Below are 23,317 nucleotides of genomic sequence, written 5' to 3' on the forward strand. Positions count from 1 at the left end.
AGCAGCCAGGTCAAGTCAAAGAGGCGTCAGAAGCGAGTCGGCGTTACGTCAGCGGGCGCGTCCCAGCATGGAAAGCCGGATCAAGGCGCGCTCCATCAGCGCCAGGGCTGGTGCCGTTTGCCCGGCAGAGCGCAGCTGCAGGTCGGTATCGGTCAAGAGCGTCAGTGCCTTTTGCAGCCGTTCCGCGCCCCAGTTCTGTGCCTGACGCAGTACCCTGTCGCGGCGTTTGCCATAGAGCGGCGGGCGCAGTGACCCGATCCCCTGGGCGGGGCCTCCTGGGGCGGCGGCCACGGAATAAAGCGTGCGGAAATGCCGGGTGGCGCCAATGCAAAGCGTCACCGCATTGGTGCCCTGGGCCTGCAGCCGTCCCATCAGCGGGCCGATCTCCGGTGTGCGCCCCTCGGCCACCACATTCAAGACATCATCCAGTGCGGCCTCGGTGGATTGCGGTGCCACCGCCTGGATGTCCTCCAGGCTAAGGGGGGCGCTGTCACCGTGTTTGTAGAGCGAGAGCTTTTCCACCATGCGGGAGAAATCACCAGGCCCAATGTCATTGGCGATATCCGTCAGCGCCGACATGCTGTCGCTAGGCACCTCGCGGATACCTGCCTCACCTAGGATGCGCTCGATCTCGGCGCGCGAGGGCGGGTCGTCATAGATGCCCATGGCATAGGCATTGCTGTGACCTTCGAAACCTTTGCGCAGTTTCGATGTCGCCTTGAGCTGGCCTGCGGTGACCACGATCTGCGCATCACCTGGCTGCCAGTCTTCCAGAGCTGCCAGAATCGCGGGTGCTGCGGTGTCATTGGCCTCTTCCACAAAGACCGCGCGGGCGCCGGGGAAAAAGCCAACGGCTTTGACCGCATCCAGCAAGAGCGCCGGATCCTTGCGCAACTCGCCGCCCGCCATGCGGGACAGCCGCATTTCCTCTTCGGCGCCGGGACCCAGAAGGGCCGCGAGCATCTGCTGACGCTTCAGCGCCACCCGCATCGCATCAGCACCATAGATCAACAGGCCAGTCTTGGCCGGATCAGGCTTGGCGCAATAGGCCTCTGCGTCGCGGGGGGAGAGCTTCATTCCGCAGGCGCGGCAGTGCTTGGAGTGGAAAGATCTGCCGTTGCATAGAGTTTTGCGGTGATCTGATCCGCTAGAATACGCATCAGGCGTTCAAAGGCATCGCTTTCGCCGGCCAGGGTCTCCACCGTGGTGCCGGTAGCGGAATATCCAGTAAAGGCGGTTTCCGTACCACTGGCCACAACGGCGCCATCACTGCGGCGCAGCAGGCTGTAGCCTGCATCGCCGATGATGGAGTAGCGGGTGATCTCATTGCCGGCGGTGATGGCTTGACCTTCGATACGGGTCGAAAGGGTCAGATCCAACTGATAGGCGCCATTGCCGCCCCGTCCCAGCCGATCTTCGAGATCGCGCACCAGCACATAGGCATTGCTATCCCCGCGAGAGCTGGTCTGCTCCGGGGTGGCTATATAGACCTGCCCATATAGGGCATGGCCATTGCCGCCCGGCGCGTGAACCGGGGTGAACCCGCAAGCCGTGGCCACCAGAGAGGCAGCCAGGGCAAGAGAGAGGAGAGGCTTTTTAAGCAACAACATTGACGATACGGCCTGGCACAACGATGACTTTCTTGGGGGCGCTACCATTCAGCGCCTTCTGTACAGCTTCGTGTGCCAGCGCCAGTTTTTCAACCTCATCCTTAGCCAGATCCTTGGCCACGGTGATTTCACCACGGCGCTTACCGTTGATCTGGATCGGCAGGGTGACGCTGTCTTCAACCAGCATGGCCTCATCTGCGACAGGCCAGGGCGCTGTGGCGCAAAGGCCTTCGCCGCCCTGATGGGCCCAGATGTCCTCGGCTAGGTGGGGCGTCATCGGCGACATCAGCTGCGCCAGGGTCATGATCGCCTGCTTCTGCGCCGCCGCTCCGGCCTTGGATTTCGCCAGGGTATTGGTAAAGCCATAAAGCTTGGCGATGGCGGCGTTGAAACCAAAGCTTTCAACCCCGAGGGTCACGTCGCGGATCGCTTTATGCATCTCGCGCAGTAGATCCTCGTCGCCCTGACCCTTGGCATCCGGGTCCATCGCGCCGATCTTGTCGCAGAGGTTCCAAACCCGGTTGAGGTGCTTATAGGCCGCTTCAGCGCCGGAAGCAGTCCATTCCACGTCCCGCTCGGGAGGTGAATCGGACAGCACGAACCAGCGGGCGGTATCAGCGCCATAGCTGGAGATGATCGAGAGCGGGTCCACCACGTTGTTCTTGGATTTGGACATCTTGGCAGAAGGAATGATCTTCACCTCCGCACCGCCTTCTTTCAAGAAGGCCTTGCCGTCGCGCAGGTCCACCTCTTCCGGGTAGTGATAGACCGGACGCCCGTTGCCGCCTTCGCTTTTGTAGATCGCGTGGGTGACCATGCCCTGGGTAAAGAGCGCATCAAAGGGCTCCTTGGCGCTCTCGGGCAGGTGACCGCAGATCTGCATCGCGCGCGAGAAGAAGCGGGAATAGAGCAGGTGCAGAATAGCGTGCTCGATGCCGCCGATATACTGGTCGACGTTCATCCAATATGCGGCGTCTTCCATATTGGTCGGCGTTTCGGCGCGGGGTGCGGTGAAGCGGGCGAAATACCAGGACGAATCCACAAAGGTATCCATGGTGTCGGTTTCGCGCAGGGCCGGCTTGCCGCAGGCGGGGCAGGCGCAGTTGCGCCAGCTGGGGTGGCGGTCCAGCGGGTTGCCGGGCACCGAGAAGTCGATCGGTTTGCCGTCTTCGTCATAAGGAAGCGCGATGGGCAGGTTTTCTTTCTTCTCCGGCACCACGCCGCAATCGTCACAATGGACAACAGGGATAGGGCAGCCCCAATAGCGCTGGCGGGAGAGGCCCCAGTCGCGCAGGCGGAATTTGGTGACACCCTGGCCCCAGCCCGCCTTCTCGGCAAAGTCGACGGTGGCGTTGATGGCTTCTTCGCCTGTTGCCTCACTCAGCCCAGCAAAGTGATCCACCCAGCGCACTTTTTCGCTCTTGGCGGGCACCAGGGCCTCATCGCCAACAGGAGCGCCGTCATCCAGCATGTAAAAGGCGTTCAGAACCGGCAAGTCGTACTTGCGGCAGAAGTCGAGGTCGCGCTGGTCGTGCGCCGGGCAGGCAAAGATGGCGCCGGTGCCGTAGTCCATCAGGATGAAGTTGGCGATCCAGACCGGCAGCTCCCAGTCGGGGTTCAGCGGGTGTTTCACCCGGATGCCGGTGTCGTAGCCCAGCTTCTCGGCGGTTTCGATGGCCTCTTCGGTGGTGCCGCCCTTGCGGCATTCGGCAACGAATGCCGCGACCTCTTCCGATTCGGCTTCCAGTTGTTTGGCAATCGGGTGATCCGGCGAGATGCCCACAAAAGATGCGCCATTCAGCGTGTCGGGCCGGGTGGTATAGACCTCAATCGGTTCCGCGCCATCGGTGCGCTCAAAGGAGAACTGCAGCCCGCGCGACTTGCCGATCCAGTTTTCCTGCATCAGGCGCACTTTGGCGGGCCAGTTCTCCAACTCATCGAGGGCAGAGAGCAGCTCATCCGAGTAGTCGGAGATCTTGAAGAACCATTGGGTAAGCTCGCGCCGTTCGACCAGCGCCCCGGAGCGCCAGCCGCGGCCACCTTCGACCTGCTCATTGGCAAGAACGGTCATGTCGACCGGGTCCCAATTGACCACGGCGTTCTTACGGTAGACCAGATCTTTCTCAAGGAAATCAAGGAACAGGGCCTGCTGCTGGCCATAGTATTCCTCGTCGCAGGTGGCGAACATCCGCGACCAGTCCAGCGAGAGGCCCAGGGGCTTCATCTGTTCGACCATGGTGTCGATATTGGCGTAGGTCCAATCCTTGGGGTGCCCGCCAGAGGCCATGGCGGCGTTTTCCGCAGGCATGCCGAAGGCGTCAAATCCCATGGGGTGCAGCACGTTGTGCCCGGTTGAGGCTTTGTAGCGCGCGATCACGTCACCCATGGTGTAGTTGCGCACATGACCCATGTGCAGCTTACCCGAGGGGTAGGGGAACATCTCCAGCACGTAATACTTGGGCTTGCCGCCGGTCCGTTTGGCCTGGAAGATCCCGGCCTTGTCCCAGGCTTCTTGCCATTTTGCTTCGATCTGGTTGGCTTCGTAGCGCGACATGCGGATATGTCCTTTAGGAATGAAAACGCCGGGTCGTGACCCGGCGCTTGTGATACTGCCATTTGCGCCCTGTTGCCAGAGGCTCCTGATTGAATAAGCGGTGCAGTGCTAGAGATTCTTGTCCGCGATGCGCAGCTGACGCGCCCGCGAAAGAATCGCATCTTCGACAGCACGAGAGGTCGCAGCGCTGACCTGACGCCCGCCACGATCTTGCAGCGAAACATTCAAAGAGCGCGCATCCAGCGCCGGGTCTTTGATGTGAACGGTGGCGCGATAGGCACGACCGCTGCCCGGAGGGGTGCCATAGCCAGTGACAATAACACCTGTGAAAGGATCAACGGATTGCACCGGCAGGAACTCCAGCACATCCAGGCTGGCATTCCAGAGGTAACGGTTCACCTGCACCTTTTGGTCTGGCTTGCCGCCAAAGAGATCCCATATAGAGGACTTATCGCTCTGAGCTGCGATGATATCGTCGTTAAACTCTCTGGACCCGCCAGCATGCTCAGCCTTTTTAGCACCGCCGAGTCCACCACAGGCTGCTAGTCCTACGCACAAGAAACCAGCCAGCCCGGCCTTAAAGAAACGATGAGGTGTCATTGCTGCTCCTAGAACCAGTGTCTTGCGGCAGTCCTAACTTATGCGCGGGCAAAGGAGCAAGGGCTTTAGCAACTTGCGCCGTTCTCTCGCGAATCGAAAGTTAAGATGGATATGCGTGGCGGATATGAAGGGAGTCGGTAGAATCCCCTGAAATTGCGCTCTCTTTATAGGAGGTAAGAATCTGTTTTTCCCTCGCTTCGTTAATAATCTGAGCGATTTTCTGCTTCTTGCTTGGGGGTAGGAGGGCAGACTGTGGCAAAGCTGCACCAGAGTGTGGGGCATTGGCACACGGCCAGATCGGGGGCCTTGCCAAAATGGGGGTGAAAAAGCGAAACCCCTTGGCATACCCACGCCGGAACTCCCCGGTTTGGGCATCAGAATTGAAAACCGAGGGAAAAACGATGAAAAAGGTTCTCTTCGCGACTACCGCGCTGATCGCCACCGCAGGCATGGCTGCTGCTGAAGTCAGCATGTCCGGTTACGGCCGTTTTGGTCTGGACTACAACTCCGCAAACGAGCGCGTTGCTGGTGTTTCCGAAACCAACATCACCAGCCGTCTGCGTCTGCAGTTCGACATGTCCACCGAGGCTGACTCGGGTGTTGGCTTCAACGCACGCTTCCGCCTGCAGTCCGAAAGCCGCGACGGTGCCGTTAATGGCGGCGCAGCAAACGGTACCACCACTGCAAACGGCGCACGTTTTGGCGTGACCTACGGCGGCCTGTCCGTCAACGTTGGCAACATCATCGGCGCTGTTGAAAACACTCCTGGCCTGTACACCACCGGCACTCGCTCCGCTGGCACCGGCATTGACGGCATGGGCTTCCACTCCATCGCCATCAAATCCCGCACCGGCACCGCATGGAACTGGGATGCATATTCCTCCGGCGGCACTGGCGTAAACGGCCTGGAAGCAATCTACTCCGCAAACGGCTTCACCGGTCACGTTTCCTACAGCCAGCGTAACGGCGGCACCGTTCTCGGCACCGCAGGTGGCGAAGATCGTTCCGCGATCATGCTGACCTACTCCTTCTCGGACTTCTATGTTGCTGCTTCGGCTCAGTCCTCCTCTGTTGCTGCAAACGACATCACCTTCGTTTCGGCTGGCGGTGACTTCGGCAACTTCGGCGCCCGTATCGCTTACGGTTCCACCGACGCGGCTGACTCCGTAACTCTGGAAGGCAACATGGACATCGGCGCAGCATCCAACATCCTGGTTTGGGTCAACAGCACCGACGTTGCAGGCACCGTTACCGCAGCTGACACTGCAGACGGCACCTCCTTCGGCATCAACTACCAGTACGACCTGGGTGGCGGCGCTACCTTCGTTGCTGGCTATGTTGACGAAGCCGACGACGACAACCAGTTCCAGGCTGGTGTGTACTTCAGCTTCTAAGCTGAACCACGCTTAGCGTGAATTGGGGGCGGGCTCTGTAAAGAGCCTGCCCTTTTCTTTTGCCTCTTAACATCTGCCGCCAAACAGTGTTTCTCTGTGCCCGCAACGTGAAGAGGGAAGCCCATGTCGCTGGAAGATATCAAAGCCCGTATCGAAGCTGCTGAGGGTAAGGCAGGTCGTGCGCTGGGGTCGGTTCAGCTGATTGCGGTTTCCAAGGTTCAGCCCAATGAACGCGTCGAGGCCGTCCTGCAGGAGGGGCACCGCTGCTTTGGTGAGAACCGTGTGCAGGAGGCGGCAGGCAAATGGCCGGATTTCGCCAAGCAATTCTCGGGCCTGGATCTGCATCTGATCGGTCCTTTGCAGACCAATAAGGCGCGTCAGGCGATGGAGCTTTTTGACGTGATCCATTCCGTTGATCGCCCCAAGCTGGCTAAGACCCTTGCGCGTCTGGCACAGGAGATCGGCAATTGCCCGGATCTGTTCATCCAGGTCAATACAGGTGCCGAAGAGCAGAAGGCCGGTATCCTGCCCCAAGATACGGATGCCTTTATTGCAGAATGTCGGGCTCTTGATCTGCCGGTGCAGGGTCTGATGTGTATCCCACCAGTCGAAGAACCCGCGGTTGAGCATTTCGCCCTGCTGGCAGAAATGGCAGACCGCAACGGGCTGGATGGGCTCTCCATGGGGATGAGCAGCGATTTTGAAGAAGCGATCGCCATGGGGGCAACCCATGTTCGTGTTGGCTCTGCCATCTTTGGCGCAAGGGCCTATGCCCAGGGCTGAGGTAAGCGTTCAAGCGAACCCAAACGACCCTAGATCGGGGGCACGATGACTCGCGTGCCCAGCTCAATACGGGCGGCTAGCCAATGCAGAACCGGACGTGAAAAAGCGATGCAACCCTCGGTCGAATAGCCGGGGCGGCGCCACTGGTGGATAAAGATCGCGGATCCTTTTCCGGGAGTGGCGGGGGGCATGTTCCAGTCCAACACCAGCACAAGATCATAGAGCGGATCGGCACGCCGCAGGTTTTCGTGACTGTGCCCATAGGGGGCAGATACCAGGCTGTTATAGGCGCCGTCCGCCGCGTCGTCAGACCATAGATCGCCTGGGCCGATGGCGCGTGCCCAGGGTGCAGGCGCGGCCAGGCGATCCGGACGATAGAGCATTCCTGCAATGCGATGCGTGCCGACAGGAGTTGCTCCATCTCCCTCACGCTTCTGAGTGGTGATCCCACCCTTGCCAATGGAGCAGGGCAGCATTCTGCCCTGAAACCGCAGACCCTGACGCGTCAGGATCAGATCATGCGGGCCTTGGGCCGGAACAGTCACAGCATATGCCCGGATTTGGCGGCCTTGGTTGCCAGATAATGCTGGTTAAAGCTGTTCTCACCCACTTTCAGCGGAACGCGCTCGGCAACTTTGACCCCAGTTTTTTCCATCATCGCGATCTTGTTGGGGTTGTTGGTCAACAGGCGGACCTCACTAAAACCCAACCGTTTGAGGATGGCAGCCCCCAGACGAAAGTCGCGCTCATCATCTTCAAAGCCAAGCCGGTGATTGGCTTCTACCGTGTCAAAGCCCTGATCTTGCAGGGAATAGGCCCGCATCTTATTGGCCAAGCCAATGCCGCGCCCCTCTTGATTGAGGTAGAGGAGGATGCCACTGCCCTCTTCGCCCATCTGTGCCAATGCCCCCCGCAGCTGTGGACCGCAATCGCATTTGAGGGAGCCCAGCACATCGCCGGTGAAGCAGGCAGAATGCAGCCGTGCCAAGACAGGTTTGGAGCGATCTGCGCGGCCGATCTCAATCGCATAGTGCTCTTCTGCGCCATCCTCTGGTCGGTAGATATGCAAGCGACCGGCTTCAGCGGCCTGCATCGGCAGGCGTGCGGCCGCCACCGGGTGCAGCGGGGAGCTTTCGTTCATCAAAGGCTCAATGGCGATCTGCGGCAGCAGGGTCAGTCCGTGACTGCTGGCAAACTCCGAGGCTTTGGTAATGGGCACCAGGAGGGCGGCGGGCAGAAGGCGGGCGGATTTTGTCAGGGCAATGGCCAGCCGGTGCAAATCTGCGGACCCTTCACGTTGGCTCTCCAATGGGCCCTTCATCGGGGTGCTCAGATCATCCGCGGGATCAGCCAGGGCCTGTATCCAAGAGAGCGTGGCGTTCTGGGGCACTGCGATGCGCGCGGTACCCCCGTCATAGGCATGGGCCTTTAGGGTTTTGGCACGCCGGGCGGTCAGCGCCAGGGTGACCGGGCCAATGTCGCGCAAATCCTGAAGCCGTGCCTTCGCCAGGCTCTCAGCTGCGATAGCGATGGAGGCCTCTGCGCCATTGGTCAGCACAACGGGCAATCCCATGCGTAGATCCACCCGTGCGCGGGCCAGAAGTTCAAGCGGTGTGGGCATCAGGCTCATCAGGCACATCCCGGAGTTCGTGACATTATAACAGGTCTTTCCTAGGCCCAATTCCTGCAGAAGTGAAACATTTCCTGCACCTGAGACACGTCGGCGTGAGAGTTTTGCAGCATCCCTTGTCGAATGGCTTTTGCAATAGCATCTGTCAGTCAAGCTAACAGGAGGGTATTTCCATGGCGCAATTGAAGAAGATTCTGCTGGTCGATGATGACGAGGACCTGCGCGAGGCCTTGAGCGAACAATTGTTGATGACCGAAGACTTTGATGTCTTTGAAGCGGACAGCGGTCAGACTGCCATGGAACGCGCCAAAGAAGCACTTTATGATCTGGTGATCCTGGATGTGGGCCTGCCCGACACCGATGGCCGTGAGCTGTGCCGCCTGATGCGCAAACAGGGCGTGAAGGCTCCGATCCTGATGCTGACCGGCCATGACAGTGATGCAGATACCATTCTGGGGTTGGACGCCGGCGCCAATGACTATGTCTCCAAGCCCTTCAAATTTCCGGTTCTTCTGGCCCGTATCCGCGCCCAGCTGCGTCAGCACGAGCAATCGGAAGATGCGGTTTTTGTGCTCGGGCCCTATACCTTCAAGCCAGCCATGAAGATGCTGCTGACCGAGGATGACAAGAAGATCCGCCTGACCGAGAAAGAAACCAATATTCTGAAGTTTCTCTATCGCTCAAATGACGGTGTGGTGCCGCGTGATGTGCTCTTGCATGAGGTCTGGGGCTATAACGCCGGTGTGACCACCCATACGCTGGAAACCCATATTTATCGTCTGCGCCAGAAGATTGAGCCAGACCCCTCAAATGCGCGAATTCTGGTGACCGAATCGGGTGGCTACCGTCTGGTTAACTAATTCACTGGACTTGACGCAGATCAAAGAAATGTTTTCTACTCATCTTTAAGAAGTAAAGATCCCGCGCATATCCGGGTCACGATATGCACCTCCCTGTTGGACTCGGCCGGGCCAGTTGCCCGGCCTTTTTTTTGTGAACTGACCCCAAGCTTGCTTTGAGGAAACAACTTTTGGTTGTGATTGGGGTTGAGTTTGTCGAAGCTTGATGTGTCAGCCACCTTGGGCGATACGCTACTCCGCCTTCGGTGGGTTCGCCCCATCAATCCGCGACAGGAGCTGCTTCCAGTGTTTTGAGCGGCCAAAGCTGCGCAGGGTGGTCTCGGTTTCATCCCTCAATTGCCCCAAATCCAGGTTTTCTTTCTTATAGTCATCGATTTCGATCTCTAAAAAGCGGATGGCTTCCTCAAAGTCACCCAGGGCAATCGCCGTGGTTAGTGCCCAGCAGGCCGTTATCTCTGTATCTTGCCGCTGAACCAAGTCCCTGAAAACTATCTTGGAAAAGAAGGCTACATTTGCAGCCGCATTCAAAAAATCGGTCTCCGGGTTGTCAGGGTCAGTCTCGTAGGCGGTGAGGAGGGAGGCTTCCAAATCTCTCACTGCTTTGAGGAGGAGCCGACTGGATATGATGTCTTTCATGTCATGAGAACTCAGTGATCGCTGTGGTTGTGGCAACATCGGGCACAGGTGCGAAGGCTGCAACGCGAAATCACCGATTGCCTGTCATTTTGTCCAAGCGCGGTGCCTTGGCTGGTCATCGCAGAGGTCTCAACAGGAAGGGAGTGCAAAAAACCGGTCGTTCGTGCGGATCGGCAAAAGCAGAAACATCAGATCTATGTGCGCATTTGAGGGCTGGAAGTTCTCCTTCTGTTCATGCATGATCCCGGCGAATTCTATTCTGGAGTACTGCACGCCATGGCCTTTACCCTTGCCACCTGGAACATCAATTCGGTCCGCCTGCGCGAGGATCTAGTCTTGAAGCTGTTGCAAGAGGAAGCCCCGGATGTTCTGTGCCTGCAGGAGTGCAAAAGCCCGGTGGAGAAGATCCCGACCGAGGGCTTTGCATCGCTAGGGTATCATCACATGGTTGCCCGCGGACAGAAGGGCTACAACGGGGTGGCAATCCTGTCGAAGCTGCCGCTGAAAGATGTAGGGGATAAGGATTTTGCGAATCTGGGCCATGCGCGCCATGTGGCGGCAGAGCTGGAAAACGGTGTCACCATTCAGAACTTCTATGTGCCTGCGGGCGGCGATAAGCCGGACCGTGAAGTGAATGAGAAATTTGGCCAGAAGCTCGATTATCTCACCGAGATGCGGGACTGGTTCCGCTCTGAGGCGCCAAAGAAGAGCATTCTGGTGGGGGATCTGAACATTGCCCCGCGCGAAGAAGATGTCTGGGACCACAAGAAGATGCTCAAAGTGGTGAGCCACACACCCATCGAGGTGGAGCATCTGGCAGAGGTGCAGGAGGCCGGTGGCTGGCAGGATGTGACCCGCGCCGACATTCCGGACGGGCTCTTGTACAGCTGGTGGAGCTATCGCGCCAAGGATTGGGATGCGGCAGACAAGGGTCGGCGCCTGGATCATGTCTGGGCTACTGGGGATATTTCTCAGTCGGCCAGTTCCAGCCGGATCCTGCGTGCTGCACGCGGTTGGGAAAAGCCGAGCGATCACGCCCCGGTTTTTGCCAGCTTTGATCTTTGAGCACAGGTTGGTTGTATTGACGGGCAGGGGAATGCTCCCGCCCGTCGGGCAGATTTTTAAAAAATCCCCCTCCCGTTGGGCCGGGCGCCGTGCTGGCGCACGGCGCGGTTGTCGTCACTTGGGGTCATCCTGCCAGGCGGCATAGACCGCTGTGGCGGGTTTCATATCGCGATAGAGCCAGACCATGCGGTCCACGAACCAGAGCTTTCCCCCGACCAGCAGGCAGAGGCCCAAGAGGATGTAGCCACTGTTATAGGTCAAAACACCATAGATCCAGGGCGGCAGTCCAAGGGCGGAAGCAAGAGCAAGCCCCCTGGCCCAGGCCCGATGATGGGCTGGAATGGCGATCTGTTTGCGGTTCAGAAGGACACGCTCACCAAAGGTGCCTTCACTGGCCCAGGTGGTGCGATCTGTTGGTGCGCGAAAGGCGCGTGGGTTCCACCAGGTCCAGAGCACCACCATTGCCACCGGCACCAGGGCACCCCAGCCCAACCAATGGCGTGACAGCAGAGCCAGAGTGAGAAGTGGCAGGATGGTCATTCGGCTATAGACGCTCCAGGGGCTGGCATGGCGCTGCCCGCTCACCTCATCCATCTGCATGAGGCGCTGCATCGCCGCAAAGAGATCCCGCTGAAATAGCTGCATCCCACAAGTCCTCCCTTGGTTTCTGGGTCACTCCGTTCCATATAGGGGCCAAGCTTCAAACGGAGAAGATTGAGATGATGGATATTCTTGGCGGAGCGGGCGCCGACGCCCCCGCAGGAGACCTGATCAAGGACGTCAGCGAGGCGACCTTTATGCAGGATGTGGTCGAGGCTTCGATGCAGTGCCCGGTCATTGTGGATTTCTGGGCCCCCTGGTGTGGCCCCTGCAAGACTCTGGGCCCGATGCTAGAGGCGGCAGTCAACAAGGCCAAGGGCGCGGTGACCATGGCCAAGATCAATGTGGACGAAAATCAACGCCTGGCCCAGGCGCTGGCGCAGCAGGGCCTACCGCTGCAGTCGATCCCGACCGTTGTGGCTTTTGTCGAAGGGCGACCGGTCGATATGTTCCAAGGCGCGCTGCCGCAGAGCGAGATCGAGGCCTTTGTGAAGAAAGCCGTAGAAGCTGGCGGTGGCTCTGCCGATGGTGGCCTGAGCGAAGCGCTGGAGATGGCGGAGCAGATGCTTGATGACGGAGCGGTCGCGGATGCAGCCCAGACCTTTGCTGCTATCCTGGGTGAGGATGGCAATAATGCCGCCGCCTTTGCCGGTCTGGCCCGCACCCATATTGCGCTAGAAGAGCTGGATCAGGCCGAAGCGGTCCTGAACGGTGCCCCTGCTGAGATTTCTGATGCGCCAGAGATTGAAGCGGTGCGGGCACAGATCGAGCTGGCCCGCCAGGCAGAGAATGCAGGTCCGGTGGCTGAGCTGACCGCTCAGGTAGAAGCCGAGCCTGACAATCATGAGGTGCGTTTTGAGCTGGCACAGGCGCTGCACGCGGCAGGAGATGCGGAAGCAGCGGTGACCCAACTGCTGGAGCTATTCCGGCGCGACCGGGAGTGGAACGAAGGTGCTGCCAAAACCCAGCTCTTCACCATCTTTGATGCTTTGCAGGCCAATGACCCGATTGTGCTGAATGGTCGTAGAAAGCTTAGCTCGCTTATATTTGCCTAATTGGCAAGCTGCGCTACAGTAGTATCCCATGTTCCAGCCTGCTGATCTGCCGGATACGCTTTCTGTTTTCCCTCTGCCCGGGGCGCTGCTGTTGCCCCGGACCCGATTGCCGTTGCATATCTTTGAACCGCGCTATCTGCAGATGCTGGAAGATGCGCTGAAGACTTCGACGCGGTTGATCGGCATGGTGCAACCCTGCCCGGGGCAGGCAGGCGGCGAAGAAGAACTGCATGCCATTGGCTGCGCCGGACGGGTCACCCAGTTTTCCGAAACCGAAGATGGGCGCTATCTTGTCACCCTCTCCGGGGTGTCGCGATACCGCATTCTTGGGGAGGTCTCAGGCTTTAGCCCTTACCGACGCTGCGAAGTGGACTGGCGGGGGTTTGAGCGCGATTTGGGGCGGAGTGAAAAGGATGAGGGGTTCGACCGCAGCAGTTTTCTGGAGCTTCTGGGGCGGTTTTTCTCGTCGCGAGGCCTATCGACTGATTGGGATGCCTTGCAGGATGCCGAAGATGAACTGCTGATCAATTCGCTCTCGATGCTTCTGGAGTTTGAGCCAGAGGATAAACAGGCCTTGCTAGAGGCGCCGAGCCTTGTCACAAGGCGGGAGACCCTTGTGACATTGATTGAATTCGCGCTTCTGGGCGGATCACCTGAGGAAACACTGCAATGAGTGAAGCCAAACAGGCGCAATTTGACCGCCGGATGCTGGAGACATTGATCTGTCCGCAGACCCAAACGGTGCTGGAATATGATGCGGCATCACAGGAGTTGATTTCCAAAGCAGCCAATCTGGCTTTTCCCATCCGCAATGGTATCCCTGTGATGCTGGTGGATGAGGCCCGCACGCTGGACTAAAACGCCGTATTTCTTTGTCTAGCCTTTGGTTTCGAGAGACTGCCAACGAAGGGGAGGGCTCCCGCGTCCGCAGATGCCCTGGCGGGCCTCTTGGCGGCCTTGGGCCGCGCGCCGCGCTTGCGCGGCGCTGGGCCCAACGGGAGGCGACTTTGGAAAAAGTCAGCCGACGGGCGGGAGAGCTTGCCCCATGCCTCATATAATCCGCACCTGGTGAAATCGCAGGAGCTAGGCACGGAAAACCCGGGCAAGTGCTGTCAGATCGATTTACCCTGCAGCAAACGCGGCAGATCACCGGTGAGACCTGCCGCCTCCCGCATGAAACCGCGGCGCAGGCCGGGCAGGCTGCTTACCAGCCCCATGCCCAGGTCGCGCCCTAAACGAAGCAGCGGATTGTTGTTGGAAAAGAGCCGATTGACCATATCGGTGGTCGCAGCCAGTGCCGCGGTATCAAAGCGTCGCCATTGCTGATAACGCTCCAGCACCAGTAAAGAGCCGATATCTTCCCCGCGCCGTGTGGCCTCGGTGATCACCTCGGCCAGCGCACCCACGTCTCGCAGTCCTGCGTTTAACCCCTGCCCGGCGATGGGGTGCATCCCATGGGCGGCATCCCCGACCAGAGCCAGACGATCGGCGACAAAACTATTGGCGATGGTCAGGTTCAGCGGATAGGTGAACCGCTTGCCGACAAGTGAGATCTCACCCAGGAAATCGCCAAACCGGGGCCGCAGCACAGCCATGTAGTCAGCATCTTCCAGCGCATGAATGGCCTGGGCGGTTTCTGTCTTTTCGCTCCAGACAATGGAGGAGTGGTTCCCGGGCAGCGGCAGGATCGCCAGGGGGCCGGGGGCCATAAAGAACTGATGCGCAATGCCGTGATGGGGCTTTTCGTGGTCGATGGCACAGACCAGAGCAGTCTGGCCATAGTCCCAGCCACTGCGCGCAATGCCAGCCCGTTTGGCAGTACCGCTCTGGCGGCCATCACTGCCAACCAGCAGCTTGCCGCGCAGCTCGCTCCCGTCATCCAGAGTGATGCTCGCCCCGGTCTGATCTATCTCCTGGTCAATGACGCGGCGCTCGTTGATCATTGTGATCTTGGGTTCCGCTACGACAGCCTGCAGCAGTGCGCGCCGCAGGTAGCGATCCTCTGCCATATAGCCCATCGGGCCTTCTTCGATCTCCCGGTGATCAAAATGCAGAAAGAAAGGCGAGGGGCCCTCTCCGGCGGTTCCATCGCTGGCTTTGATCTCCAGCATCGGTTGGGCATGCTCTGCCACCTGATCCCAGATGCCGATCTGGGCCAGCAGACGCTGAGAGGCAAGTGCAAGCGCATAGCCGCGGCCGTCAAAATCCGCATCTTCAAAACTGGCCAGTGGCTGGGCATCCACCAGCGTGACCGAATGGCCGGTTTGCGCCAGAGCCAGTGCCAGGGCAGGGCCATTCAGCCCGCCGCCTACGATCAGTATATCGGATGTGTTTTTCATGACTGCAATATGCGCGCTTTGCCAGAATTGTCCATGGGGCCAAACGCGCCCAATTGAGTGGGCCTGTTCGGCTTTGCGCCTGCCATCCGGCGCAAGTTCTGGTCTGGGATTGTCTGTTGCGACATAGGGCGCTACCGTCCGGACAAACAAGAGGGGAGGCTTGGCGAATGCAGGGCTGGTTGACAATGACTGCTGCGGATCTTGGGCGCGGGATTGCGGCGGGTGAAATCGATCCGGTGGCGCTGACCCAGTGCTACCTGGACGCCATAGAGGCCCATCCCCATCGGGACCGGATCTATTCTGCCGTCACTGCAGAGCGCGCTCTGGCAGCGGCCGGTGCCGCGGCTGAGCGCGCGCGCCTGGGATTGCGACGCTCGGCGCTGGATGGGGTGCCGATCAGCTGGAAAGACCTGTTTGATTCTGCGGGAACTGCCACTGAATCCGGTTCTGACCTGCTGAAAGGCCGTATTCCTGATCGCGATGCGCAGGTTTTGGAAACTGCGACCGCTCTGGGAGCTGTTTGTCTGGGCAAAACGCATATGAGTGAGCTGGCCTTCTCCGGTCTTGGCCTCAACCCGGTGAAAGCCACCCCGCCTTGCGTCAATGACGAAGGTGCTGCCCCTGGGGGGTCTTCCTCTGGGGCTGGGGCCTCTGTTGCCTTTGGGCTGGCCGCCTGCGGTATCGGCTCTGATACCGGTGGCTCGGTGCGTATTCCCTCTGCCTGGAACGATCTGGTGGGGCTCAAGACCACATCGGGGCGGATCAGCCTGGAAGGTGTTGTACCGCTCTGTTTGAAGTTCGATACGGTGGGACCGCTCTGCCGCTCGGTAGAGGATGCGGGGCTGGCCCTGGGGCTGCTGGAAGGCAATGCCGGGCCGGATCTACGCAATCCTGCGCCGCTCAAAGGGCGTCGGTTTGCGGATCTGCAGACCATCGCGCAGGAGGATCTGGATCCTGAGGTGACCGAAGCCTACGGCGAGGCGCTGGAGAAGCTGCGCGCTGCCGGGGCAGAGGTGGTGCCGCTGGAGGTTCCGGAACTGGTTGAAGCCATGAACCTGAGCCCGGTGCTCTTCACCACCGAGGCCTACGGGCTCTGGCGGGACGTGATCGAGGCCAGCCCCGAGGTGATGTATCCGGAAATCCTGGCGCGCTTCCGCTCAGGGGCAGAGCACAGCGGCGCGGATTATGTCGCGGGCTGGGCCAAGCTGGAGCAATGTCGTCTGGCCTGGGATCAGGCTGCGGCAGGCTTTGACGGGGTGCTGAGCCCGACCTGCCCGATCCTGCCACCCGAGGTCGAACGGCTGGAGAAGGAAGAGGGCTACTATGTCAGGGCCAATCTCCTGGCCTTGCGCAATACGCGGATTGGCAATCTGATGGGTCTCTGCGCGCTGAGCCTGCCAACCGGAAGACCAAGCTGCGGTTTGCAGATCCTGGGGCAACCGGATTGCGAAGAGCTGCTGTTACGGGTCGGGATCTCGGTAGAGGCAGCGCTTGTCTGACGTCCTTCTGGCGTTAACCCTTTCTTGCCAGAATGCCACAAATTTGCCACAGCCGGTTCAGCCGGCTGGACGCAACTGCCATGTCTCTGTAACCTGTAGGCAAACGGGGCGCGAATGATCCCGTCATTGAGGCTGAAAAATGGATTTTCCAGAGCGGTTTGCCAATCTACCGGCATATGCATTCCCGCGTCTGCGGGCGTTGCTAGATCATCACGCCCCCGGGGGCGATCCTGTGCATATGACCATCGGGGAGCCGAAACATGCCTTCCCGCAATGGGTGACGGATGTCATTGTTGAAAACGCCAGCGGTTTCAACAATTACCCTCCAAATGATGGCTCCAGCGCATTGCTGGAGGCGCTGTCGGATTGGATCAAGCGTCGCTATGGCGTGACCAAGGATCCGGCCAGTGAAATCATGGCGCTGAATGGCACCCGTGAGGGGCTCTACAATGCGGCTATGGCGCTCTGCCCAGAGCAGAAGAAGGGTCGCAAACCCACCATCCTGATCCCCAATCCGTTCTATCAGGTCTACATGGTGGCCAGTCTTTCAGTCGGTGCCGAACCTGTCTTTGTGCCTGCGACTGCTCAGAATGGCTACCTGCCTGACTATGCCAGCCTGCCGGAAGAGCAGCTCAATCGCTGCGCGGTGGCCTATGTCTGCTCCCCGGCCAACCCCCAGGGGGCTGTGGCCAGCCGCGAATACTGGGCGGATCTGATCCGGCTGGCGGAAAAATATGACTTCCGCATTTTTGCGGATGAGTGCTATTCCGAAATCTACCGCGACACCCCACCTGTGGGCGCCTTGACGGTTGCGCAGGAATTGGGCGCCGACCCGGAGCGGGTGCTGCTGTTCAATTCACTCTCCAAACGTTCGAACCTGCCCGGCCTGCGGTCGGGACTGGTGGCGACAGGGCCTGAGAATATGCGCCGCATACGCCAATTGCGCGCCTATTCAGGCGCTCCTCTGCCCGCCCCCCTACAGGCGGCGGCGGCTAAGGTCTGGGCGGATGAGGCGCATGTGATCGAGAACCGTGCGCTCTATCAGGAAAAATACCAGATTGCCGATGAGGTCTTTGCCGGTCTGGATGGCTACTATTCCCCGGCGGCGGGTTTCTTTCTCTGGCTACCGGTCAAAGACGGGGAGGCCGCAGCCCTGAAACTGTGGCAGGAAACCGGTGTTCGGGTGTTGCCGGGGGCCTATCTGGCCCAGGGCGCCAAAGGGCAGAACCCCGGCGAAGCCTATATCCGCGTGGCGCTGGTGGCACCTGCCGCCGAGACCAGAGAAGCGCTGACCACCCTGCGGCGCACGCTATACACATGAATGCGATGCGGCCCCCCTGGGAGGAGGCCGCTTTGCCAATAAGAGACTATGCGTTTTTACAAGCTCCGCAAAAAAGACGGAGTGCTGGCGCAAATGAGAACCGAGGTTGACATGGCATTTCAAACCCGCAACAGGGATCCCTTGCTAGACAGCACGATGCAGGCGGCGATCGAAAAGCGCGGCAAGGAGTTGATCGGGATCTTCCTGATTGGCCTGGCGCTGATCGCGGGCGCCATGGTGGGATCCTATACGCCGGATGATCCAAATTGGATGGTGTCCACCGATGCGCCGGTGCAGAACTGGCTGGGTCGCCCCGGTGCTTCTATTGCGGCACCACTGTTCCTTGTGGTGGGCTGGGCCTCCTGGAGTTTGGTTCTGACGATCTTTGCCTGGGGGCTGCGTTTCCTGAGCCATAGCGGCGAAGACCGGGTGCTGGGCCGCTTGGTCTTTTTGCCGGTTTTGCTGGTGCTATCCTCTGCCTATGCGGCCACGCTGCTGCCTGGAGCGGAATGGAAAGTAACCCATAACTTTGGGCTTGGGGGGCTCTTTGGGGACACCTTGATTGGTGCCTTGCTGACCCTTCTGCCCTTTGGTTCCAGCATGATGGTGAAACTGCTGTCAGTTGTTCTTGCGCTGAGCATGCTTTGGCTGGGTGCCTTTGTCGCCGGCTTCAATCGCCACGAAATTCTGCGTGGTGGGCGCTATCTTACCTATGGGTTTGTGCTGATCTATGGCGCCTTTGCCAGCCTCCTGGGACGCGGCGCCTCCAAGGGGCTTCATGCGGCGATGACCTATCGCAGTGCCCGTCAACAGGCTGCTGCCGAAGAGCAGGACGCCGAGAGCGTGCTGGAAGACTACGCCACCGCGCCTGAGGAAGAGATCTTTGCGCTGGCTGAGGAAGAACCGGTTGAAAAACCGGAGAAGGCGGGCCTCTTGGCGCGCGTTCCCGGCCTGATGCGCCGCAGCGCAGCCGAGCCTATGCCAGAGCCGGAACTGGTTGACACCGACAGCCATGGTGAGCCCGAGCTGACCGGCGATGAGCGCATTTCAGAAAAAATCGCCCGTGCGGTGCGGATCCGCCGAGCGGCGGATGAGGCGCCGGACCACGATCCGAACCTTCCGCTGACCAAGGGACGTGGTCAGCGTGCTGAACCGCTGGTCTTCAACCCCAATCCGGCCGCTGCCGAATTGCCACCAGAGCCGCCCCTGACCGCAGCGATCCCAGAGGCACCTGCCCCGATGGCGGGCCTGCCGATGCCACCTGCACCAGAAACACCCGCGCTGTATCAACAGGGCTATGGCGAAGAGCATTCCAGCGAAGAAGAGGGCGCTCTTGCGCGTGAAGAGCACCTCGCCGGTGGCTTGACCCCAGATCGCGTTGCTTCTGAAGGCCTGCCAGTGTCGCGGATCACCCCACGGGCAGACACAGTAGATGCTGTTTCCGTCGCACAGGCTGCGGTTTCACCGGCCCCTGCGCCAATGGAAATCCCGGTGGCAGAGCCGCGCAAAGCTGTCGTCGAAAAGCCGCAGCGCAAGCCGATGCAGCCGTCGACCCGCGCCAAGGCGGAGGCCCAGCCCAAGCTGGCCTTTGAAGAAGCAAATCACGATTTCGAACTGCCGCCGCTGTCCCTGCTGACCAACCCCGGCACGGTTGAACGTCATCACCTTAGTGATGAAGCGCTGGAAGAAAACGCCCGCATGCTGGAAACGGTTCTGGATGACTATGGCGTCAAAGGTGAGATCGTCTCGGTGCGTCCCGGCCCTGTTGTCACCATGTATGAGCTGGAGCCGGCACCAGGCCTCAAGGCTTCGCGTGTCATCGGCCTGGCGGATGATATCGCTCGTTCGATGTCGGCGCTCTCGGCGCGGGTTTCCACTGTGCCCGGCCGGACTGTGATCGGCATCGAACTGCCAAATGAAAAGCGTGAAAAAGTGGTCCTGCGCGAGATCCTCTCCTCTCGCGATTTTGGCGATGGCAACCATGCGCTGCCCCTGGCCCTGGGTAAGGACATTGGCGGTGATGCCATGGTCGCGAACCTCGCCAAGATGCCCCACCTCTTGATTGCGGGGACCACGGGTTCCGGTAAGTCGGTGGCGATCAACACCATGATCCTGTCACTGCTTTACAAGCTGACTCCGGCGGAATGCCGGATGATCATGATCGACCCCAAGATGCTGGAACTCTCCGTTTATGACGGCATCCCGCATCTCCTCTCTCCTGTTGTTACCGATCCCAAAAAGGCCGTTGTGGCCCTGAAATGGGTGGTTGGTGAGATGGAAGACCGCTACCGCAAGATGTCCAAAATGGGCGTGCGCAATATCGCGGGCTACAATGGCCGCGTAAAGGAAGCCTTGGACAAGGGCGAGATGTTCAGCCGCACGGTGCAGACCGGCTTTGACGACGATACCGGTGAGCCAGTGTTCGAGACCGAAGAATTCGCCCCCGAGGTGCTGCCCTATATCGTGGTGGTTGTCGATGAGATGGCGGATCTGATGATGGTGGCCGGCAAAGAAATCGAGGCCTGCATCCAGCGTCTGGCGCAGATGGCGCGGGCCTCTGGCATCCACCTGATCATGGCCACCCAGCGCCCTTCGGTGGATGTGATCACCGGCACCATCAAGGCCAACTTCCCCACCCGGATTTCGTTCCAGGTGACCTCCAAGATCGACAGCCGCACCATTCTGGGCGAAATGGGCGCCGAGCAGCTCCTGGGCATGGGCGATATGCTCTATATGGCGGGCGGCGCCAAGATCACCCGCTGCCATGGTCCCTTCTGCTCGGACGAAGAGGTTGAGGAGGTTGTGAACCACCTCAAGCAGTTTGGTCCACCTGACTATATTGGCGGCGTGATTGACGGGCCCGAGGATGAGAAGGCTGGCGATATCGACGCGGTTCTGGGCCTCAACACCGGCGGCAACACCAATGGCGAAGATGCGCTCTATGATTCTGCTGTTCAGGTGGTGCTCAAGGATCGCAAATGCTCTACCTCCTACATCCAGCGCAAGCTGGCCATCGGCTACAACAAGGCCGCGCGCCTGGTGGAACAGATGGAGGATGAGGGGCTGGTCACCCCGGCCAACCATGTGGGCAAGCGTGAAATCCTGGTGCCAGAGCAATAGCGGATTGGCACAGATGGCGTCACAGTTGAGCGATGTGTGAGCAAAATTTTGCAAGGGGCCGAACCGGATCTGGTGCGGCCTCTTTTCTTTTGAACAGGTGGGGTTATCTAGGGGTCATGAAACAGTATTTGCTTGCACTGGCGCTCAGCGTCGCCGCACCTGCCGCCTGGGCCGCTGACCAGCTGAGCCTGAATGAGATTTCCGGCTATCTGAACGGCCTAAAGACTGCGACCGCCAGTTTTTCCCAGATCAGCGATGACGGATCCCTGACCACTGGCAAGCTCTACCTGCACCGTCCGGGACGGATGCGGTTTGAGTATGATGGCGATGGCGGTGGCACGGTTGTTGCAGGCGCTGGCGCAGTGGTGGTGCACGATCCAAAGTCGAACCAACCGCCAGAGACCTTTCCACTCAGACGTACGCCGCTGTCGATCATTCTGGCAAAGAAGGTAGATCTGGGTCGCGCCAATATGGTGGTGGGCCATGGGTTTGATGGCACCACGACAATTGTACGCGCACAGGATCCCGAGAATCCGGACTATGGTAGCCTTGAACTGATGTTCACCGGTGATCCGGTGGAGCTGCGCAAATGGGTGGTCCATGACAGCGCCGGCGGACAGACGACGGTGATCTTGGGCGCGCTGGAGCGCGGCATGTCCCTCAGCAACCGTCTTTTCAGTACCGGCGCCGGGAGTGGGGCTAGCCGCTAGGTCTACGCGTTATCTGATTCTCTGTAAGAGGAAAGCCGCGCGGGTGGTTTGCGCAGAAAAGCGGTGCATCGCGTTGCGCCCGCCTTTGGCGATTTGTCATGGGCTTGGCCCTACGCTCGGCCGAGTAGGGAAATACGTAAGGTATTAGGCGGCGATTTCGAAACGATCTGGCCCGATGATATCCTTGGCCAGTTTTCGGCGCTCAACAAATGTCTCGAAACAGGTGTCCAGATCGCTGATATTCGGCACTAGATCGAGAAAACACCCATTCGCACTTTCCGTGACCGAGAGCCCCGCGTCTTTCAGCCTCTCTACCGTCCCTTCCCCCAGCCAGTCAGTGGAAAAGAAGTTCATTGCGCCCAAATCAAAGGTCTTTTCATCTTTCGTGCCACCAAAGAAACCGGTGAGAAAGGAGTAAATATTTCCGTTCAGTCTTTCAGGCTGATTGATCTTTGCCGAAAGTGCTCGATCCTCGTTTTTGACCGCCTTGTTGATGTAATGCAAATAGGCTTGCTGGGGTTCGTAGAGGGCGCAATAGTCTTTGAACATGGCTTCGTAGTCTATGCGTTCCACATAATCAGCCGTTATTTCCAATTGTGACGGCAAGGCCTGCTGCAAAACCTTATGAAACCAGGCAAACCAAAAGGAACCGCGGGCGCGTAGTGGACGCGCACGCTTCCACAACAGACCAGACATCAGCTGATCTGGCAGCCCATCCACGATGGAAATATCCTCCGCCTCAACATAGTCGCCAAACTTCGCCCAGAACGGGCGCGCGTCCTCCACAGTCTCGAATGATCGCTTTTTCCTGAGGTCCGTATCATCCAAGCCTAGGCGTTCCGGTTTCAGAGCGGGATCAGCCGCATACAAGATGCCCAGGGCCTTTTGCCCAAACTCCCAGTCATGGCTTGGTTTGTCGGAAGATAGTGCAAGGAGAATGGTCGGCTTCATCTTTGTCATTTCGGCCTCAAATCAAATGGTTCGCGTCAAGTTGCCCGACCGAGAGTTCTACAAACCTTCAACGGTTTCAACCTGGACGTGTGCTTGAGGCAGAATTGCGGAGGGCTCTGGCGGCGAAACTGGCGTCGCAGCCTCCCTTCACCGATGTTTGTCCATTTGTCGGAAATGGAGCGCTGCAGCAGTGCGCATCAGCGCACTGCCGGGCCCAAGGGGATCAGGCATTCTGTTGAATGCCGCAATCCGCGCGGGAGCCCTCCCTTCATCGGGGGGCTTCCCCATGTTTTAGATGCTTGCGGCTCTCAGCCCCGGCGTGCGCGGCGACAGGTGGCCAGTTGGGTCTGATACATCTGCGAACGGGCCTCAACCTTGCTGGCAACATTCAAAAGCCAGCTCTTGGAGCGATAGGTGCCACGGGAGAAACCGGAATGTCCCTCGTGGTAGGCGAGGTACTGGTTGCGCGCATCATAGAGCGCGATGCCGTTCCTGGTTTTGCTAGTGTTCATATACCAGCCCATGAAATCAGTCGCATCGGCGATTTTATTGCGCTTGGCGCGCCAACGTCCTGTGGCCTCTTTGTAGTC

At 59.3% G+C, this 23,317-nt stretch carries 22 protein-coding genes; 11 read left to right on the plus strand and 11 right to left on the minus strand.

Annotated elements, in window-relative coordinates; translation table 11 throughout:
* Positions 1-48 precede the first annotated feature (48 nt).
* From holA to RSK20926_RS08870, 4 genes are all read right to left on the minus strand, one after another.
* Positions 49-1,077, minus strand: a complete 1,029-nt coding sequence (gene holA / locus RSK20926_RS08855) for a DNA polymerase III subunit delta (RefSeq protein WP_008205978.1) — start codon at positions 1,075-1,077, stop codon at positions 49-51.
* A complete protein-coding gene (gene lptE, locus RSK20926_RS08860) occupies positions 1,074-1,610 on the minus strand; it encodes an LPS assembly lipoprotein LptE (protein ID WP_008205979.1) in 537 nt (178 codons plus the stop codon). The genes holA and lptE overlap by 4 nt, the downstream gene beginning before the upstream one ends.
* The gene (gene leuS, locus RSK20926_RS08865; RefSeq protein WP_008205980.1) at positions 1,597-4,164 is read right to left on the minus strand and encodes a leucine--tRNA ligase; all 2,568 of its coding nucleotides are present in this window, start codon (positions 4,162-4,164) and stop codon (positions 1,597-1,599) included. The genes lptE and leuS overlap by 14 nt, the downstream gene beginning before the upstream one ends.
* A gap of 108 nt (positions 4,165-4,272) precedes the next feature.
* The gene (locus RSK20926_RS08870; RefSeq protein ID WP_008205981.1) at positions 4,273-4,764 is read right to left on the minus strand and encodes a DUF3576 domain-containing protein; all 492 of its coding nucleotides are present in this window, start codon (positions 4,762-4,764) and stop codon (positions 4,273-4,275) included.
* Positions 4,765-5,165: 401 nt separating this feature from the next.
* On the opposite strand from RSK20926_RS08870, the gene RSK20926_RS08875 reads away from it, so the two are divergent.
* Positions 5,166-6,158, plus strand: coding sequence for a porin (locus tag RSK20926_RS08875; protein ID WP_037254478.1), 993 nt, complete (start codon positions 5,166-5,168; stop codon positions 6,156-6,158).
* A gap of 123 nt (positions 6,159-6,281) precedes the next feature.
* On the plus strand, positions 6,282-6,941 hold the full coding sequence (locus RSK20926_RS08880) for a YggS family pyridoxal phosphate-dependent enzyme (protein WP_008205983.1): 660 nt from the start codon (positions 6,282-6,284) through the stop codon (positions 6,939-6,941).
* A 29-nt stretch (positions 6,942-6,970) separates the two neighbouring features.
* Here the strand turns inward: RSK20926_RS08880 and RSK20926_RS08885 are convergent, their stop codons facing one another.
* Both RSK20926_RS08885 and ribA read right to left on the minus strand, forming a co-directional pair.
* Positions 6,971-7,486 carry a L,D-transpeptidase family protein gene (locus RSK20926_RS08885; protein WP_008205984.1) on the minus strand — a complete coding sequence of 172 codons (516 nt, stop codon included), beginning with the start codon at positions 7,484-7,486 and terminating at the stop codon, positions 6,971-6,973.
* On the minus strand, positions 7,483-8,571 hold the full coding sequence (gene ribA / locus RSK20926_RS08890) for a GTP cyclohydrolase II (protein WP_037254481.1): 1,089 nt from the start codon (positions 8,569-8,571) through the stop codon (positions 7,483-7,485). Before ribA ends, RSK20926_RS08885 begins: the two co-directional genes overlap by 4 nt.
* A 173-nt stretch (positions 8,572-8,744) precedes the next feature.
* Here ribA and RSK20926_RS08895 point away from each other — a divergent pair, with 173 nt between their 5' ends.
* Positions 8,745-9,431 carry a response regulator transcription factor gene (locus RSK20926_RS08895; protein WP_008205987.1) on the plus strand — a complete coding sequence of 229 codons (687 nt, stop codon included), beginning with the start codon at positions 8,745-8,747 and terminating at the stop codon, positions 9,429-9,431.
* Between the two features lie 231 nt (positions 9,432-9,662).
* Here RSK20926_RS08895 and RSK20926_RS08900 read toward each other — a convergent pair whose 3' ends face one another.
* Complete coding sequence (locus tag RSK20926_RS08900; protein WP_008205989.1) at positions 9,663-10,067, minus strand: hypothetical protein; 405 nt, start codon at positions 10,065-10,067, stop codon at positions 9,663-9,665.
* A gap of 276 nt (positions 10,068-10,343) precedes the next feature.
* Here RSK20926_RS08900 and RSK20926_RS08905 point away from each other — a divergent pair, with 276 nt between their 5' ends.
* Positions 10,344-11,132, plus strand: a complete 789-nt coding sequence (locus RSK20926_RS08905; protein WP_037254483.1) for an exodeoxyribonuclease III — start codon at positions 10,344-10,346, stop codon at positions 11,130-11,132.
* 114 nt (positions 11,133-11,246) lie between these two features.
* Here RSK20926_RS08905 and RSK20926_RS08910 read toward each other — a convergent pair whose 3' ends face one another.
* Entirely contained in the window at positions 11,247-11,777 is a 531-nt protein-coding gene (locus RSK20926_RS08910; protein ID WP_008205993.1) for a DUF6653 family protein, read from the minus strand.
* A 74-nt stretch (positions 11,778-11,851) separates the two neighbouring features.
* Here RSK20926_RS08910 and RSK20926_RS08915 point away from each other — a divergent pair, with 74 nt between their 5' ends.
* From RSK20926_RS08915 to RSK20926_RS08925, 3 genes are read left to right on the plus strand one after another with little or no spacing between them, the layout of a single operon-like run.
* Positions 11,852-12,787, plus strand: a complete 936-nt coding sequence (locus tag RSK20926_RS08915; RefSeq protein WP_008205994.1) for a thioredoxin family protein — start codon at positions 11,852-11,854, stop codon at positions 12,785-12,787.
* Between the two features lie 28 nt (positions 12,788-12,815).
* Complete coding sequence (locus tag RSK20926_RS08920; RefSeq protein WP_008205995.1) at positions 12,816-13,460, plus strand: LON peptidase substrate-binding domain-containing protein; 645 nt, start codon at positions 12,816-12,818, stop codon at positions 13,458-13,460.
* On the plus strand, positions 13,457-13,645 hold the full coding sequence (locus RSK20926_RS08925) for a Trm112 family protein (RefSeq protein WP_008205996.1): 189 nt from the start codon (positions 13,457-13,459) through the stop codon (positions 13,643-13,645). The genes RSK20926_RS08920 and RSK20926_RS08925 overlap by 4 nt, the downstream gene beginning before the upstream one ends.
* 254 nt (positions 13,646-13,899) lie before the next feature.
* On the opposite strand, the gene RSK20926_RS08930 is transcribed toward RSK20926_RS08925, so the two are convergent.
* Complete coding sequence (locus tag RSK20926_RS08930) at positions 13,900-15,126, minus strand: FAD-dependent oxidoreductase (protein ID WP_037254488.1); 1,227 nt, start codon at positions 15,124-15,126, stop codon at positions 13,900-13,902.
* 167 nt (positions 15,127-15,293) lie between these two features.
* Here RSK20926_RS08930 and RSK20926_RS08935 point away from each other — a divergent pair, with 167 nt between their 5' ends.
* The 4 genes from RSK20926_RS08935 to RSK20926_RS08950 all read left to right on the plus strand — a co-directional run bounded on the left by RSK20926_RS08935 (position 15,294) and on the right by RSK20926_RS08950 (position 21,776).
* Positions 15,294-16,625 carry an amidase gene (locus RSK20926_RS08935; RefSeq protein WP_037254401.1) on the plus strand — a complete coding sequence of 444 codons (1,332 nt, stop codon included), beginning with the start codon at positions 15,294-15,296 and terminating at the stop codon, positions 16,623-16,625.
* Between the two features lie 139 nt (positions 16,626-16,764).
* Positions 16,765-17,946 carry an aminotransferase class I/II-fold pyridoxal phosphate-dependent enzyme gene (locus RSK20926_RS08940; protein ID WP_008205999.1) on the plus strand — a complete coding sequence of 394 codons (1,182 nt, stop codon included), beginning with the start codon at positions 16,765-16,767 and terminating at the stop codon, positions 17,944-17,946.
* Between the two features lie 111 nt (positions 17,947-18,057).
* A complete protein-coding gene (locus tag RSK20926_RS08945) occupies positions 18,058-21,066 on the plus strand; it encodes a DNA translocase FtsK (RefSeq protein WP_037254491.1) in 3,009 nt (1,002 codons plus the stop codon).
* A gap of 116 nt (positions 21,067-21,182) precedes the next feature.
* Positions 21,183-21,776: a LolA family protein gene (locus tag RSK20926_RS08950; protein ID WP_008206002.1), complete on the plus strand. Its 594-nt coding sequence runs from the start codon at positions 21,183-21,185 to the stop codon at positions 21,774-21,776.
* A 144-nt stretch (positions 21,777-21,920) separates the two neighbouring features.
* Here RSK20926_RS08950 and RSK20926_RS08955 read toward each other — a convergent pair whose 3' ends face one another.
* Both RSK20926_RS08955 and RSK20926_RS08960 read right to left on the minus strand, forming a co-directional pair.
* The gene (locus tag RSK20926_RS08955) at positions 21,921-22,736 is read right to left on the minus strand and encodes a hypothetical protein (RefSeq protein WP_008206004.1); all 816 of its coding nucleotides are present in this window, start codon (positions 22,734-22,736) and stop codon (positions 21,921-21,923) included.
* A 299-nt stretch (positions 22,737-23,035) separates the two neighbouring features.
* A partial coding sequence (locus RSK20926_RS08960) for a transglycosylase SLT domain-containing protein (protein WP_008206007.1) occupies positions 23,036-23,317 on the minus strand: 282 nt, incomplete at its 5' end.

Origin of the sequence: Roseobacter sp. SK209-2-6 (assembly GCF_000169455.1) — a bacterium.
GTDB lineage: Bacteria > Pseudomonadota > Alphaproteobacteria > Rhodobacterales > Rhodobacteraceae > Pseudophaeobacter.

Coding starts and splice junctions, on each gene's coding strand:
- holA (WP_008205978.1), bottom strand. CDS start 1,077: ATGAAGCTCTCCCCCCGCGACGCAGAGGCCTATTGCGCCAAGCCTGAT.
- lptE (WP_008205979.1), bottom strand. CDS start 1,610: ATGTTGTTGCTTAAAAAGCCTCTCCTCTCTCTTGCCCTGGCTGCCTCT.
- leuS (WP_008205980.1), bottom strand. CDS start 4,164: ATGTCGCGCTACGAAGCCAACCAGATCGAAGCAAAATGGCAAGAAGCC.
- RSK20926_RS08925 (WP_008205996.1), top strand. CDS start 13,457: ATGAGTGAAGCCAAACAGGCGCAATTTGACCGCCGGATGCTGGAGACA.
- RSK20926_RS08930 (WP_037254488.1), bottom strand. CDS start 15,126: ATGAAAAACACATCCGATATACTGATCGTAGGCGGCGGGCTGAATGGC.
- RSK20926_RS08915 (WP_008205994.1), top strand. CDS start 11,852: ATGATGGATATTCTTGGCGGAGCGGGCGCCGACGCCCCCGCAGGAGAC.
- RSK20926_RS08875 (WP_037254478.1), top strand. CDS start 5,166: ATGAAAAAGGTTCTCTTCGCGACTACCGCGCTGATCGCCACCGCAGGC.
- RSK20926_RS08935 (WP_037254401.1), top strand. CDS start 15,294: ATGCAGGGCTGGTTGACAATGACTGCTGCGGATCTTGGGCGCGGGATT.
- RSK20926_RS08905 (WP_037254483.1), top strand. CDS start 10,344: ATGGCCTTTACCCTTGCCACCTGGAACATCAATTCGGTCCGCCTGCGC.
- RSK20926_RS08945 (WP_037254491.1), top strand. CDS start 18,058: ATGGCATTTCAAACCCGCAACAGGGATCCCTTGCTAGACAGCACGATG.
- RSK20926_RS08880 (WP_008205983.1), top strand. CDS start 6,282: ATGTCGCTGGAAGATATCAAAGCCCGTATCGAAGCTGCTGAGGGTAAG.
- RSK20926_RS08955 (WP_008206004.1), bottom strand. CDS start 22,736: ATGACAAAGATGAAGCCGACCATTCTCCTTGCACTATCTTCCGACAAA.
- RSK20926_RS08950 (WP_008206002.1), top strand. CDS start 21,183: ATGAAACAGTATTTGCTTGCACTGGCGCTCAGCGTCGCCGCACCTGCC.
- RSK20926_RS08900 (WP_008205989.1), bottom strand. CDS start 10,067: ATGAAAGACATCATATCCAGTCGGCTCCTCCTCAAAGCAGTGAGAGAT.
- RSK20926_RS08940 (WP_008205999.1), top strand. CDS start 16,765: ATGGATTTTCCAGAGCGGTTTGCCAATCTACCGGCATATGCATTCCCG.
- RSK20926_RS08895 (WP_008205987.1), top strand. CDS start 8,745: ATGGCGCAATTGAAGAAGATTCTGCTGGTCGATGATGACGAGGACCTG.
- ribA (WP_037254481.1), bottom strand. CDS start 8,571: ATGAGCCTGATGCCCACACCGCTTGAACTTCTGGCCCGCGCACGGGTG.
- RSK20926_RS08910 (WP_008205993.1), bottom strand. CDS start 11,777: ATGCAGCTATTTCAGCGGGATCTCTTTGCGGCGATGCAGCGCCTCATG.
- RSK20926_RS08870 (WP_008205981.1), bottom strand. CDS start 4,764: ATGACACCTCATCGTTTCTTTAAGGCCGGGCTGGCTGGTTTCTTGTGC.
- RSK20926_RS08920 (WP_008205995.1), top strand. CDS start 12,816: ATGTTCCAGCCTGCTGATCTGCCGGATACGCTTTCTGTTTTCCCTCTG.